Annotated in this window: 18 protein-coding genes; 14 read left to right on the top strand and 4 right to left on the bottom strand. The window is 62.3% G+C overall.

Features of this window, described 5'->3' with window-relative positions:
- The first annotated feature begins 49 nt into the window (after positions 1-49).
- Positions 50-421, top strand: coding sequence for an antitoxin Xre/MbcA/ParS toxin-binding domain-containing protein (locus tag C9427_RS15685; RefSeq protein WP_107650033.1), 372 nt, complete (start codon positions 50-52; stop codon positions 419-421).
- 26 nt (positions 422-447) lie between these two features.
- Here the strand turns inward: C9427_RS15685 and C9427_RS15680 are convergent, their stop codons facing one another.
- The 4 genes from C9427_RS15680 to C9427_RS15665 all read right to left on the bottom strand — a co-directional run bounded on the left by C9427_RS15680 (position 448) and on the right by C9427_RS15665 (position 3,356).
- On the bottom strand, positions 448-837 hold the full coding sequence (locus tag C9427_RS15680) for a type II toxin-antitoxin system VapC family toxin (protein ID WP_107650032.1): 390 nt from the start codon (positions 835-837) through the stop codon (positions 448-450).
- Positions 824-1,099: an AbrB/MazE/SpoVT family DNA-binding domain-containing protein gene (locus C9427_RS15675; RefSeq protein WP_107650031.1), complete on the bottom strand. Its 276-nt coding sequence runs from the start codon at positions 1,097-1,099 to the stop codon at positions 824-826. Before C9427_RS15675 ends, C9427_RS15680 begins: the two co-directional genes overlap by 14 nt.
- 142 nt (positions 1,100-1,241) lie before the next feature.
- A complete protein-coding gene (gene tldD / locus C9427_RS15670) occupies positions 1,242-2,654 on the bottom strand; it encodes a metalloprotease TldD (RefSeq protein WP_107650176.1) in 1,413 nt (470 codons plus the stop codon).
- Between the two features lie 147 nt (positions 2,655-2,801).
- Positions 2,802-3,356 (bottom strand): invasion associated locus B family protein, encoded by a 555-nt coding sequence (locus C9427_RS15665; protein ID WP_107650030.1) that lies wholly within the window; start codon positions 3,354-3,356, stop codon positions 2,802-2,804.
- A 376-nt stretch (positions 3,357-3,732) separates the two neighbouring features.
- Here C9427_RS15665 and coxB point away from each other — a divergent pair, with 376 nt between their 5' ends.
- From coxB to C9427_RS15600, 13 genes are all read left to right on the top strand, one after another.
- Positions 3,733-4,647, top strand: coding sequence for a cytochrome c oxidase subunit II (coxB, locus tag C9427_RS15660; RefSeq protein WP_107650029.1), 915 nt, complete (start codon positions 3,733-3,735; stop codon positions 4,645-4,647).
- 37 nt (positions 4,648-4,684) lie between these two features.
- Entirely contained in the window at positions 4,685-6,337 is a 1,653-nt protein-coding gene (gene ctaD / locus C9427_RS15655; protein WP_107650028.1) for a cytochrome c oxidase subunit I, read from the top strand.
- Positions 6,338-6,412: 75 nt separating this feature from the next.
- Positions 6,413-7,357, top strand: coding sequence for a heme o synthase (locus C9427_RS15650; RefSeq protein ID WP_107650027.1), 945 nt, complete (start codon positions 6,413-6,415; stop codon positions 7,355-7,357).
- Between the two features lie 2 nt (positions 7,358-7,359).
- On the top strand, positions 7,360-7,521 hold the full coding sequence (locus C9427_RS15645) for a hypothetical protein (RefSeq protein WP_107650175.1): 162 nt from the start codon (positions 7,360-7,362) through the stop codon (positions 7,519-7,521).
- Position 7,522: 1 nt separating this feature from the next.
- Positions 7,523-8,152 (top strand): cytochrome c oxidase assembly protein, encoded by a 630-nt coding sequence (locus C9427_RS15640; protein ID WP_107650026.1) that lies wholly within the window; start codon positions 7,523-7,525, stop codon positions 8,150-8,152.
- Position 8,153: 1 nt separating this feature from the next.
- The gene (locus C9427_RS15635) at positions 8,154-9,035 is read left to right on the top strand and encodes a cytochrome c oxidase subunit 3 (protein WP_107650025.1); all 882 of its coding nucleotides are present in this window, start codon (positions 8,154-8,156) and stop codon (positions 9,033-9,035) included.
- An 83-nt stretch (positions 9,036-9,118) separates the two neighbouring features.
- Positions 9,119-9,505, top strand: coding sequence for a DUF983 domain-containing protein (locus tag C9427_RS15630; protein WP_107650024.1), 387 nt, complete (start codon positions 9,119-9,121; stop codon positions 9,503-9,505).
- Positions 9,502-10,299, top strand: coding sequence for an SURF1 family protein (locus tag C9427_RS15625; RefSeq protein WP_167434365.1), 798 nt, complete (start codon positions 9,502-9,504; stop codon positions 10,297-10,299). The genes C9427_RS15630 and C9427_RS15625 overlap by 4 nt, the downstream gene beginning before the upstream one ends.
- Before the next feature lie 149 nt (positions 10,300-10,448).
- On the top strand, positions 10,449-11,453 hold the full coding sequence (gene ispH, locus C9427_RS15620; protein WP_107650023.1) for a 4-hydroxy-3-methylbut-2-enyl diphosphate reductase: 1,005 nt from the start codon (positions 10,449-10,451) through the stop codon (positions 11,451-11,453).
- Between the two features lie 7 nt (positions 11,454-11,460).
- The gene (locus tag C9427_RS15615; protein ID WP_107650022.1) at positions 11,461-12,423 is read left to right on the top strand and encodes a homoserine kinase; all 963 of its coding nucleotides are present in this window, start codon (positions 11,461-11,463) and stop codon (positions 12,421-12,423) included.
- Entirely contained in the window at positions 12,420-12,959 is a 540-nt protein-coding gene (gene rnhA, locus C9427_RS15610) for a ribonuclease HI (protein ID WP_107650021.1), read from the top strand. The genes C9427_RS15615 and rnhA overlap by 4 nt, the downstream gene beginning before the upstream one ends.
- A gap of 103 nt (positions 12,960-13,062) precedes the next feature.
- Positions 13,063-13,344, top strand: coding sequence for a ribbon-helix-helix domain-containing protein (locus C9427_RS15605; protein WP_107650020.1), 282 nt, complete (start codon positions 13,063-13,065; stop codon positions 13,342-13,344).
- The gene (locus C9427_RS15600; protein ID WP_107650019.1) at positions 13,334-13,645 is read left to right on the top strand and encodes a type II toxin-antitoxin system RelE/ParE family toxin; all 312 of its coding nucleotides are present in this window, start codon (positions 13,334-13,336) and stop codon (positions 13,643-13,645) included. The genes C9427_RS15605 and C9427_RS15600 overlap by 11 nt, the downstream gene beginning before the upstream one ends.
- The last annotated feature ends 4 nt before the right edge of the window (positions 13,646-13,649 follow it).

The raw sequence follows: 13,649 nt of genomic DNA, 5'->3' as shown, positions 1-13,649 counted from the left end.
TAGGACTATGCGCGAAGTGAACAGAGATCCGAAGCGCTAGGAAGCCGTCATGAACACTGGAGACTTCGAAGTCCCGGCATCGGGCTTCGGTGGTGAGGGGTCACCAAGCCCCTCGGCAAGGCGGGTCGCTGAACTGCTCGGCGTCAACTTGACCGAACTGGCCGGCCTGATCGGTGTCACACGTAGCACACTTGCCGCCAAGGCCGGCGCGCGCAAGGTCGGCGCTGCCCTCGGTCCCGTTGTTCGCATCCTGTCGATGGCGGGCGAAATGGCCGACAACGAGCAACGCGCGGCGATCTGGTTCAAGCATCGGCCGATCCCCGGCTGGGCGGGAAAGACCGCTTACGATCTTGTTCGCGAGGGCAAGACGGACAAGGTGCTTGCCTATCTGGGGGCAGTCCGCTCCGGCATCTATGCCTGAGCCAGCCTGACGCTCTGGCTGGCCCGCTACGCTTCTTGCACGCCGTGATACCCGGCCGCCTTTGCGGCCTTCACGAACTTGCGGTCAAAGGTGGCGAAGCCGGCGCAGTGAGCGGACTTGCCCAGATGCAGCGCATCGGCGAAATCCATCCCCTTCCCCGAGAGGTCGAGAGCGGACGATACAACCGCTCCGTCTTCCACATTCACTGTAGGGAGCCCACAAAACGCTCGTAGCGTATGGGCGATTTCGAGCGGCGCATAATCATAGGTGCTGCGTAGTACCCACTCGACTTCCAGGATCACCGTGACGGCGACAAAGACCGGCTGGCCATCGATCAGCGACCGGGCGCGAGGAGACTGCGTCGGATGATCGCCCGTCAGGTAGCGGACGATCAGGTTGGTATCAATCGCGAGCATGGCGCCGCCGTGCTTCGGCGAGCACCCCTGCGTCCATTTCTTCCAGCGTCTTCGGCCTGCCTTTATGGGGCAGGGATCCAAAAACGTCCTCAGGCAGCGTCTCGGCGAAGACTGGCGCAGGCTTCAGCAGTACACCCTCGGGAGTATCTTCCACCAGAAGGCGTGTGCCGGCGTCCCATTCCCTCCGTTTCCGGATCGCACTGGGCAGAATGACCTGTCCCTTGGTCGAGACGGTGGTTATGAGCTTTTCCGCGGCGGCCATCTCAACTCACCCTTGATGTAAGACAAATGTAAGATACCCGTAGGGCGAGCCAAATTCAAGGCGCAACTACGTCGCCTCAGGGCAAAGGGCAGGGCTGCCGGTTTGGGTGTTCGAACAACGCCGTCGGAAGCACCAGTCTCCATCAAACTCTTGTCCCACCCACCGTCATCTGGTTCATCCTCAGATGCGGCTGGCCGACGCCGACGGGCACGCCCTGTCCGGCCTTGCCGCACATGCCGATACCGTTGTCGAGCTTCATGTCGTTGCCGATCATCGAAACGCGGTGCATGGCGTCCGGGCCGTTGCCGATCAGCATGGCGCCCTTGATCGGCTGCGTCACCTTGCCGTTCTCGATCATGTAGGCCTCGGTGCAGCCGAACACGAACTTGCCCGAGGTGATGTCGACCTGGCCGCCGCCGAACGAGACGGCATAGATGCCGTTCTTGACCGAGGCGATGATTTCTTCCGGCTGCATGTCGCCTGCTGTCATGTAGGTGTTGGTCATGCGTGGCATCGGCTGGTGCGCGTAGCCCTCGCGCCTTCCATTGCCGGTCGCCTTCATGCCCATCAGCCGGGCGTTCTGGCGATCCTGCATGTAACCGACGAGCTTGCCGTCCTCGATCAGCACATTGCGGGCCGAGGGCGTGCCTTCGTCGTCGACGGTCAACGAGCCGCGCCGTTCGGGCAAGGTGCCGTCGTCGACGACTGTCACGCCCTTCGCTGCCACCTGCTGGCCCAACAGGCCGGCGAAGGCCGACGTCTTCTTGCGGTTGAAGTCGCCTTCCAGCCCGTGGCCGACGGCCTCGTGCAGCATGACGCCCGGCCAGCCGCTGGACAGCACGATGTCGAACGTGCCGGCCGGCGCCGGGATGGCCTCGAGATTGACCAGCGCCTGGCGCAGCGCCTCCTTGGCCGCGTGCTTCCAGCTCTCCTCGACCAGGAATTCGCCAAACGCCTTGCGACCACCCATGCCGTAGGAGCCGCTTTCCTGCCGGTCGCCATCGCCGACCACCACCGACACGTTGATCCTGACCAGCGGGCGGATATCGCGCACCATCTGGCCGTCGGCGCGCACGATCTCGACATGCTGCCAGGAGGCGGCGAGCGAGGCCGTCACTTGCCGCACGCGCGGATCCTCGGCGCGCAGCCAGGCATCGATTTCCTGCAGCAGCTTGGCCTTGGCCTCGAAGGACGGCGAGGGGATGGGATTCTCGTCGCCATAGAGATGGCGGTTGGTGCGGGCGGGTGCGGCGGCAAGCGTGCCGGAATAGCCGCCCTTGACCGTTGAAACGGCGTCGGCGGCACGTAGCAGCGACGCCTCGGAAAGGTCGCTCGAATGCGCATAGCCGCTGGCCTCGCCGGCAACCGCGCGCAGGCCAAAACCCTGGTCGGTGTTGAAATTGGCGGTCTTCAGCCGGCCATTGTCGAACATCAGCGCTTCGCTCTCGCTGTATTCGAGAAACAGTTCGCCGTCATCGGCGCCGTTGATGGTCTCGGCGACGATCTCCTTGATGCGATCGTCGGAAATGTCGAATTGGCCGATCAGGCTGTTCATGGCAGGTCCATTCATGGAAGATTGGTCGTCGTTCCCCCGATGTAGGAGCGAAAACAGGTTCAGACAATCGGCAATGGCGCCAAACGCGGTGACGATCGCCGTCGGACGGGCCAGATAATCATCAAGGGGTGGGATGTGGGGCTGATTTCAGGGCAGAGCGGCGAAGCCGTCCGCGAAACCCTTGAGGTCGACCGGAATGCCGATGCCCTCTTCCGGCGTCTGGAAGACGATGAAGGTGGCCGAGGTGCCGGTCTTCAGCGTGTCGAGCAGCGGCTTTTCAAGAATGACCTCTGCGTAGCAGCCGTCCTGGAAGCAGCGCACGAAATAGGCGCGGCCGATGTCCTTGCCGTCTACATTGAGACCAAGCCCGTTGGGCAACAGCACGCCGAGCGGCGCCAGCACGCGCAGGATCTCGGCCTTGTTGTCGGCGGTGCGCAGCACGACGACGGACAGCCCCATTTCGGGGCGGTCCTCGGCGACGACGTTCTGCATCATCACGCATTGTTCTGAAGTCGCGCCGGCGGGCGTGTCGCAGATGATCGACCACGCGCCATGCGTCGACTTGACCGTGCCGCTAGGCTGCGCGGCACTGGCCTGGCCGATCCCGGACAAGCTCCCCGACAAACCAATGCCAAACGCGGCGAGAAAGACGAACGTCGCCAAGGTTCTCGAAAGCCCAAGTCTCGAAAGCCAAGAGGTCATGACGGCTCCATTGCGAATCACGGCACTTTAAGCCGCGCCAAGGCCAAGTAAAGGATGAGACCGCTGCCGGTCTGCCCCGATCTGGGCGTTTATGCGCTTTTCCCTAGCAAATTCGCCCGAATTGCGACCGCCCGGCGCATTGCTCCGGAGCAGTCGCTGCTGTTCACGAGCCGGTGATCGGCGAAGCGCGTTTTGCCACCCTAACGGCGCGGCCGGCGCTTGCGCGCAAAAATGCCGCACGGTTTCCTCCGCTCCTTTCTTGCGGAGGGAAATAGAGTATGGTTTGAACCACCCTTGGGACTGTCCGGGATTCCCATCCCGGCCTGTTCGATAGTCTTGCGGTCCGATCGCGAGGAACTGGGAGATGATGAGGGCGATGAGAAAATTCCTGGCAGGCGCAAAATTCCTGGCAAGCGCCAAGGCAAGTGCCAATTTTGTGGCAAGTGTAGGCGCCGCAGCCATCTTGTTCGCTGGAGCGTCTGCCCATGCGGCGCAGCCGCAACCCTGGGAAACCACTTTTCAGCCTCCGGCAACCGACATCATGCGGCAGATCGAGTGGTTCGGGAACTACTCGATGTGGTTCGTCGTCCCAATCACCGCACTGGTGCTTTTCCTGCTCGCCTACTGCATCTTCAGGTTCCGGGCGAGTGTGAATCCTGTCCCTTCGAAGACCAGCCACAACACGCTGATCGAGGTGATCTGGACTGTCGGGCCGGTCGTCGTCCTGCTCTGCCTCGCCATTCCCTCTTTCCAGCTGCTGACCGCGCAGTATACGCCGCCGGAAGAAGCCAAGCTGACCATCAAGGCGACGGGAAACCAGTGGAACTGGGACTATGAATACCAGGTCGACAAGACGCTTTCCTTCAATTCCGCCATCCTCGCGGATGCTGACCGCGCGGCGGCCGGCAAGGAAGATCGCGCCGTCTATCCGCGCCTGCTAACCGTCGACAACGAGTTGGTGGTGCCGGTCAACACCATGACGCGCGTGCTGGTCACGGCGACCGACGTGATCCATGCCTTCGCCATGCCGTCCTTCGGCATCAAGACAGACGCTGTCCCTGGCCGCATCAACGAGGTTTGGTTCAAGGCCGAGAAGGAAGGGCTCTACTACGGCCAGTGTTCGGAACTCTGCGGCAAGGACCACGCCTTCATGCCGATCGCGATTCGCGTCGTTTCCGACGCGCAGTACAACACCTGGCTGGCAGCGGCCAGGACCGACCTGCCTGGCGCCAACAAGGCGTTGATGGCCCAAGTCGACAGCGCAGACAAGGTAGCGGCCGCCGGCAACTGATGCCGCGGCCAGGAAAGATCAGGGAACGGAGCGGAACATGGCAGAGGCTGCAGCTCACGGCGATCATGACCACAAGCCCTATCATGGCTGGGTCCGCTGGGTGTATTCGACCAACCACAAGGATATCGGTACGCTCTACCTGATCTTCGCCATCATCGCGGGCTGCATCGGCGGCGCGCTTTCGGTCGTCATGCGCATGGAGCTGATGGAACCGGGCATCCAGATCTTCACCGGCCTGGCGCAGATGGTCTATGGCATGGATGGCGATGCAGCGATCGACGGCGGCAAGAGCATGTACAATGCCTTCACCACCGCGCATGCGCTGATCATGATCTTCTTCATGGTCATGCCGGCGCTGATCGGCGGCTTCGCCAACTGGATGGTGCCGATAATGATCGGTGCGCCTGACATGGCCTTCCCGCGCATGAACAACATCTCCTTCTGGCTGTTGCCACCGGCTCTGATCCTGCTGCTCACCTCGATGTTCGTACCGAGCGCGCCCGGGGCCTACGGCGTCGGCGGCGGCTGGACGATCTATCCGCCGCTATCGACATCGGGTCAGCCCGGACCGGCGATGGATCTGGCCATCCTGTCGCTGCATATCGCCGGCGCCTCCTCGATCCTCGGCGCCATCAATTTCATCACCACCATCTTCAACATGCGCGCCCCTGGCATGACCATGCACAAGATGCCGCTGTTTGCCTGGTCGGTGCTGATCACCGCCTTCCTGCTGCTGCTGTCGCTGCCGGTTCTTGCCGGCGGCATCACCATGCTTTTGACCGACCGCAATTTCGGCACCACCTTCTTCACGCCGGACGGCGGCGGTGACCCGATCCTGTTCCAGCACCTGTTCTGGTTCTTCGGCCATCCGGAAGTCTACATTCTGATCCTGCCCGGCTTCGGCATCATCAGCCACATCGTCTCGACCTTTTCGAAGAAGCCGGTGTTCGGTTATCTCGGCATGGCCTATGCCATGGTCGCCATCGGCGCCGTCGGCTTCATCGTCTGGGCGCACCATATGTATACGACCGGCCTGTCGCTCGACACGCAGCGCTACTTCGTCTTCGCCACCATGGTCATCGCCGTGCCGACGGGCGTGAAGATCTTCTCCTGGATCGCCACCATGTGGGGCGGGTCGATTTCGCTGAAGACCCCGATGCTGTGGGCGATCGGCTTCATCTTCCTGTTCACCGTCGGCGGCGTCACCGGCGTCCAGCTCGCCAATGCCGGCCTCGACCGCCCGCTGCACGACACCTATTTCGTCGTCGCGCACTTCCATTACGTGCTGTCGCTGGGCGCGGTCTTCGCCATCTTCGCCGGCTGGTATTACTGGTTCCCGAAGATGACCGGCTACATGTATTCGCCTGTCATCGGCAACACCCATTTCTGGGTCACCTTCGTCGGCGTCAACCTGGTCTTCTTCCCGCAGCATTTCCTCGGCCTTTCGGGCATGCCGCGCCGCTACATCGACTATCCGGATGCCTTCGCCGGCTGGAACATGGTGTCGTCCTACGGCTCCTACATCTCGGCCATCGGCGTCGTCATCTTCCTCTACGGCGTGTTCGAGGCCTTCCAGAAGAAGCGGGTGGCTGGCGCCAATCCATGGGGCGAGGGTGCGACGACGCTCGAATGGCAGCTGCCTTCGCCGCCGCCCTTCCACCAGTGGGAACAACTGCCGAAGATCAAATAGGCGGTTGCCCGCGAATAAGAAACCGCCGGCCCGCCCGGCGGTTTTGGCCAACGGAATGATGGACTTTAAGTACGCATGGCCCTTGTCGACGAGAGATTGACTGACGAAGCGGGTTTCCGCATGTCGGAAGCGACGGCGGGCGATTTCTTTGCCCTGCTGAAGCCGCGCGTCATGTCGCTGGTGGTGTTCACCGCGTTTGTCGGCCTGGTCGCGGCGCCGGTGACCATCAATCCGCTACTGGCGGTGATCGCTATCCTGTCGATCGCCATCGGCGCCGGCGCCTCCGGCGCTCTCAACATGTGGTACGACGCCGATATCGATGCGGTGATGACCAGGACCGCAAGCCGTCCGGTGCCGGCCGGCCGCATCCCGCCCGGCGAGGCGCTGAGCTTCGGACTGGTGCTCTCGGTGATGTCGGTGATGACGCTCGGCGTGCTGGTCAACTGGCTGTCAGCCACGCTGCTCGCCTTCACCATCTTCTTCTACGCCGTGATCTACACGATGTGGCTGAAGCGCTGGACGCCGCAGAACATTGTCATCGGCGGTGCCGCCGGCGCCATCCCGCCCGTCATCGGCTGGGCGGCGGTGACCGGAACGGTCAGCCTGGAAAGCCTCATCCTGTTCCTGATCATCTTCCTGTGGACGCCGCCGCATTTCTGGGCGCTCGCTCTCTTCAAGTCCGAGGACTATGCCAGGGCCGGCATCCCTATGATGCCGAATGTCGCCGGCCAGGCGTCGACCCGACGTCAGATCTTCGCCTACGCGCTGATCCTGGCGCCCGTGGGCGTGCTGCCATGGGTGCTCGGCTTCACCACGCCTGCCTATGGCGTCGTCGCGGCCCTGCTTGGCGCCGGTTTCATCTGGTATGCCTGGAAAGTGCTGCGCATGGCGGCGGACGACAAGGTGATGAAACCGGCCAAGGCTCTGTTCGGCTACTCGCTGCTTTATCTCTTCGCCATCTTCGCCGTCTATCTCGCCGACTGCGTTGTCGGGCGCGCGCTGGCGATCGGTGGAGCATGACCATGGTCGACAAGAATCTTGAACTCGTTTCGCTGACCGAGCGCCAGCAGAAGGCCCGGCGCAATCGTTCGGTCGCCATCGGCGTGGCGCTGGCGGTGCTTGTCGTTATCTTCTATGTCGCCACCATCGTGAAGTTTGGCCACAACCTCGCCGGAACGATGTGAGATGAACCGCGACACCGTGACCGATCCCAGGAAGAAGAACACGAACCGCATTGTCGCGGGCGTGTGCGTCGCCTTCTTCGGCGGCATGATCGGCATGGCCTACGCCGCGGTGCCGCTCTATGCGATGTTCTGCAAGGCGACCGGCTATGGCGGCACGGTCAAGCGCGCCACCCAGCAATATGCCGATCGCGTGCTCGACCGCGATATCACCATCCGCTTCGACGCCAACACGGCCGGCGTTCCCTGGCAGTTCCAGCCGGTCGCCCGCTCGGTCACCATCAAGATAGGCGAGACGACCCAGGCGCATTACAGCGCGACCAACAAGTTCAGCCGCGCCGTCACCGGCCGCGCCACCTTCAACGTGCAGCCGGAATTGGCCGGGCCTTACTTCAACAAGGTCGAATGTTTCTGCTTCACCGACACGACGCTGAAGCCCGGCGAGACGCTGGACATGCCGGTCGTGTTTTATGTAGATCCCGACATCGTCAATGTTCCGGAACTGAAGGACTTGAGTACCATCACCCTGTCCTACACGATGTTCCCGGTCGAGAAGAAGAAGCCGGTGGCGTCGTCGCTTCCGGCCGAAAGCAGCAACAAGATTTCAAATACCGAAGGAAGCCTCGGGGGTTGACATGGCAGACGCGCACGCAAAACCACAGCATGACTACCATCTCGTCGACCCCAGCCCGTGGCCTTTCCTGGGTTCGGTCGGCGCGCTGGTGACCGCGATCGGCGGCGTCTGCTACATGCAGTATCTCAAGGCCGGCGATTTCCCCATCTTCGGCTACAACATCGCCAATCCCTGGCTGTTCTTCATCGGCCTCCTGATCGTCATCTACACCATGTTCGCCTGGTGGTCTGACACCATCAAGGAAGCGCATGAGGGCCACCACACCCGCGTCGTGTCGCTGCATCTGCGCTACGGCATGATCATGTTCATCGCTTCCGAGGTGATGTTCTTCGTCGCCTGGTTCTGGGCTTTCTTCGACGCCAGCCTGTTTCCCGGCGAGGTCCAGCAATACGCCCGCACCACCTTCACCGGTGGCGTCTGGCCGCCGAAGGGAATGGAGGTCCTCGATCCCTTCCACCTGCCGCTCTACAACACCATCATCCTGCTCCTGTCGGGCACCACGGTGACCTGGGCGCACCACGCGCTCATCCATGGCGACCGCAAGGGGCTGATCAACGGCCTGGTGCTGACTGTCGGCCTCGGCCTGCTGTTCACCATGGTGCAGGCCTACGAGTACATACATGCGCCCTTTGGCTTCAAGGATTCCATCTACGGCGCCACGTTCTTCATGGCCACCGGCTTCCACGGTTTCCACGTCATCATCGGCACCATCTTCTTGGCTGTCTGCCTGGTCCGCGCGATGAAGGGCGATTTCACGCCCAAGCAGCATTTCGGCTTCGAGGCGGCCGCCTGGTACTGGCACTTCGTCGACGTGGTCTGGCTGTTCCTGTTCGCGTCCATCTACGTCTGGGCCTCGAACGGCGCGATGATCGAGGGCCACTGACAAAAGGCATCCGGATTTTGATGGGGCGGCTGCGGCGACGTGGCCGCCTTATCTTTTGCGGGAAAGCGAATTAAGGTAGCGAGATGAGTGAAGACAAGGCGATCTGGCCACCGGTCGATCCGATTTCGGCGGGCCTGCACGGCCGCTGCCCGCGCTGTGGCGAGGGACGGCTGTTTTCCGGATTCCTCACCGTCGGCAAGCGCTGCGTCAACTGCGGCCTCGACTATTCCTACGCCGATGCCGGCGACGGGCCGGCGGTGTTCGTCATCCTGATCATCGGCTTCATCGTCGTCGGGCTGGCGCTGTGGACGGAAGTGACGCTCAGCCCGCCGCTCTGGCTGCATCTCTTGCTGTGGATACCGCTGACGCTGGTGCTGTGCCTGGTGGCGCTCAGGCTGATCAAGGGCGTGCTCCTGACGCTGCAATACCGCAACAAGGCGGCAGAGGGCAGGCTGGACCGCGGCGAATGAGTGCGGCTTCCGGCCCGGTTGCAGGCCGTTCGTGGCCAAAGACGGCGTTGCTGCTTGGCCTCGGCCTCGTGCTGTTCCTCATCCTTCTGGCGCTCGGCACCTGGCAGGTCCAGCGCCTGCACTGGAAGGAAGCGCTTCTCCAGACCATCGACCAGCGCACGCATTCGCCACCCCGCTCGCTGGCCGAGGTGGAAAACGAATTCGCGTCAAGCGGCGATGTCGACTACACACCGGTGACGGCAACCGGCACCTTCCTGCATCAAGGCGAGCGGCATTTCTTCGCCACCTGGGAAGGCGCTTCCGGTTTCGACGTCTTCACGCCGCTGCAACTGGACGACGGCCGTTTCGTCCTGGTCAACCGTGGCTTCGTGCCTTACGACCTGAAGGACGCGGCCAAGCGTCCGCAAGGCCAGGTGGCGGGCAAAGTGACGGTGACGGGCCTGGCCCGCAACCCGCTGACGGCGAAGCCCTCGATGATGCTTCCCGACAACGATCTGAAGAAGAACATTTTCTACTGGAAGGACCGCGACGCGATGGCACAGAGCGCTGGCCTGCCGGCCGGGGCTCGCCTGGTGCCATTCTTCATCGATGCCGACAAGGCGCCAAATCCCGGTGGCCTGCCGGTCGGCGGCGTCACCATCATCGACCTGCCGAACAGCCATTTGCAATATGCCGTTACCTGGTACGGTCTTGCCGCGGCCTTGGCCGGCGTTCTCATCTTCAGGCTCCGTCGTTCGGCGAAAGACGCATCGGCCCGAAAATCGGAATCGATTTTCGGAAAGCACGATGCGTAGATCCAAAAGTACTAGAGCGTACTTTGTGCGTCCAAATGGACGCACGTCGCTCTACAGATTGCACCCCCACCCTTGACAGGGCAGGGGTACGCACCTCATTTCGCGCCTTGAGTTCTTAAGTCCACGATCCGATCAACCGGCCCGCAATCATGCTCCAGACAAAGCCACCGCTGACGATCCGGCTCTGCCAGCCGCGCGGCTTTTGTGCCGGCGTCGACCGCGCCATCCAGATCGTCGTGCTGGCGCTGAAGAAATACGGCGCGCCGGTCTATGTCCGCCACGAGATCGTGCACAACCGTTATGTCGTCGAGGGGCTGCAAAGCCTGGGCGCCGTGTTCATCGAGGAATTGTCCGAGATCCCGGCGCAGCACCGCCAGAGCCCGGTCGTCTTTTCGGCGCATGGCGTGCCGAAATCGGTGCCGGCGGACGCCCAGGCGCGCAACCTGTTCTATCTGGATGCTACCTGTCCGCTGGTGTCGAAGGTGCACAAGCAGGCGATGCGCCATCAGCGGCTCGGCCGCCATGTGCTTCTGATCGGCCACGCCGGGCACCCGGAGGTGATCGGCACGATGGGCCAATTGCCGGACGGTGCCGTCACGCTGATCGAGACCGAAGCCGATGCCGGCAAACTGGTGCCCGCCGACCCGCATGCGCTCGGTTTCGTCACCCAGACGACGCTGTCGGTCGAGGACACCGCCGGCATCATCCGGGCGCTCAGGGACCGCTTTCCCGACTTGCATGCGCCGGCCGCCGAATCGATCTGCTATGCCACCACCAACCGCCAGGAAGCGGTCAAGGAGACTGCCGCCGGCGCCGATCTCTTCCTGATCGTCGGCGCGCCCAACTCCTCCAACTCGCGGCGTCTTGTCGAAGTGGCGGAGCGTGCCGGCGCGTCGATGTCGCTTCTCGTCCAGCGCGCTTCCGAGATTCCATGGAATGACATCGGCGCTATCTCGACGCTTGGCCTGTCGGCCGGCGCGTCGGCGCCGGAAATCATCGTCGACGAGATCATCGATGCGTTCCGCCAGCGCTTCCACGTGACCATCGATCTGGCGATCACGGCGACGGAAACGGAAGATTTTCCCGTCATGCGGGTTCTGCGCGATGTCGAACTGACGAAGGCCGACATGGCTTTCGTCAACGGAGCCGCGTGAACAGCCCATGGCGGTCTATACCGATGTTAATGAAGGCGAACTCGGCGCGTTCCTGAAGGCCTATCCGGTCGGCGACCTGCTGTCATACAAAGGCATCGCCGAAGGCACCGAGAATTCGAATTTCCTGCTCCACACGACCAGCGGCTCCTACATATTGACGCTCTATGAAAAGCGCGTCGACAAGGCAGACCTGCCCTTCTTCCTCGGCCTCATGGGCCATCTCGCCAGAAAGGGCATTTCCTGCCCACTTCCGGTGACCGCGCATGACGGTACCGTCATCGGCGCGCTGGCCAGTCGGCCAGCCGTCATCATCACCTTTCTCGAAGGTCTGTCGCTGCGGCGGCCGACGGCAGCGCATTGCGGCGAGGTTGGCAAGGCGCTGGCGCAACTCCATCTTGCGGGTCAGGACTTTCCCATGACCCGGCAGAACGCGCTTGCCATCGATGGCTGGCGCAAACTGTGGAACGCCTCCCACGCCCGCGCCGACGAGGTCGAGCCGGGACTGGCGGCCGAGGTCGACGCCGACTTCGCCGATTTCGAGAGCAACTGGCCGAAGGGCCTGCCGGAAGGCATCATCCATGCCGATCTTTTTCCCGACAACGTCTTTTTTCTCGGCGAAAGGCTGTCCGGCCTGATCGACTTTTACTTCGCCTGCAACGATCTCTATGCCTATGATGTCGCCACCTGCCTCAACGCCTGGTGCTTCGAGAAGGATTTCTCCTTCAACCTGACCAAGGGCACCGCACTGCTTGCCGGCTACCAGAGCGTCCGGCCCTTGAGCGGCGACGAGAAGGCAGCAATTCCGATGCTGGCGCGCGGCTCGGCGCTGCGCTTCATGCTGACCCGGCTCTACGACTGGCTGACCGTTCCCGATGGCGGGCTGGTCATGAAACGCGATCCGACCGAATATATCAGGCGAATGCGCTTCCACCGGGCGATCAGCTCTCCCTCCGAATACGGACTGACATGACCAAGCACGTTGAAATCTTCACCGATGGTGCCTGTTCGGGCAATCCGGGACCAGGCGGCTGGGGAGCGGTCCTGCGCTTCAACGGCAAGACGAAGGAACTGTCGGGCGGCGAGGCCGAAACCACCAACAACCGCATGGAACTGCTCGCGGCCATTTCGGCGCTGAATGCGCTGAAGGAACCATGCGAGGTCGATCTTCACACCGACAGCAAATACGTCATGGACGGTATTTCCAAGTGGATCCATGGCTGGAAGAAGAATGGCTGGAAGACCGCCGACAAGAAGCCGGTGAAGAATGGTGAATTGTGGCAGGCGCTCGATGAGGCCAACCGGCGCCACAAGGTCACCTGGAATTGGGTCAAGGGCCATGCTGGCCATACCGAAAACGAACGCGCCGATGAACTGGCGCGGGAAGGCATGGCGCCGTTCAAGCCCAGGCTGGCGAGGCCCGCGCCTTCGGCCGCATCAGCGAAAGAAGCGGCCTCATCGAAAAAGCCGGCATCAAAGCCTGTCCGGCGCTCGACCCAGAGCTATTGAGGCTCTCAGATGCCGCGCCGCGAAGTCGGTGACTGACGACGAGCTGTTGCTCCAAGGGTGTGATAGGAGTAATATTTCCTACCAAAGAGCATAAGGAGGAGTCATGGCAGGCGTTGAAAAAATGAGTGTGGCCGTGACGCCGCAGCAGGCGGCTGTCATGCGCGAGGCTGTGGAAACGGGCGAGTACGCCACCACAAGCGAGATTGTGCGCGAAGCGATGCGGGACTGGCTGGCCAAGCGCGAACTGCGGCATGAGGATGTGCGCCGTCTGAGGCAGCTGTGGGATGAAGGCAAGGCAAGCGGGAAACCCGAGCCTGTGGACTTCGACATCTTGCGAAAGGAAGCTCGGCGGAAGCTGACGGAAGCCTCGCCGAATGGCCGTTAAGATAGTCTGGTCGCCCGCGGCCAGGACCGACCTTATCGACATCTACGTAACAATAGGCTGCGAAAACATACGGGCAGCCGACCGCTATTATGACCGGATAGAAGCGCGGGCTATGCAACTGGCGGATCAGCCGCGCATGGGTTTGAGGCGACCGGATATTCGGCGCTCGGCGCGAATGCTGGTGGAAGCGCCGTTTGTGTTGCTCTATGAAACCTCTCCAGACACGGACGAAGGCCCTGTTGAGCGCGTTGAGATTATCCGTGTGGTGGACGGGCGACGAGATTTGAACCGTCTGTTCTAGATGC

It is taken from the genome of Mesorhizobium helmanticense, assembly GCF_003034915.1.
In the GTDB taxonomy this organism is placed as follows: Bacteria; Pseudomonadota; Alphaproteobacteria; order Rhizobiales; family Rhizobiaceae; genus Mesorhizobium; species Mesorhizobium helmanticense.
This window is presented reverse-complemented; position numbering and strand designations above follow the sequence as displayed.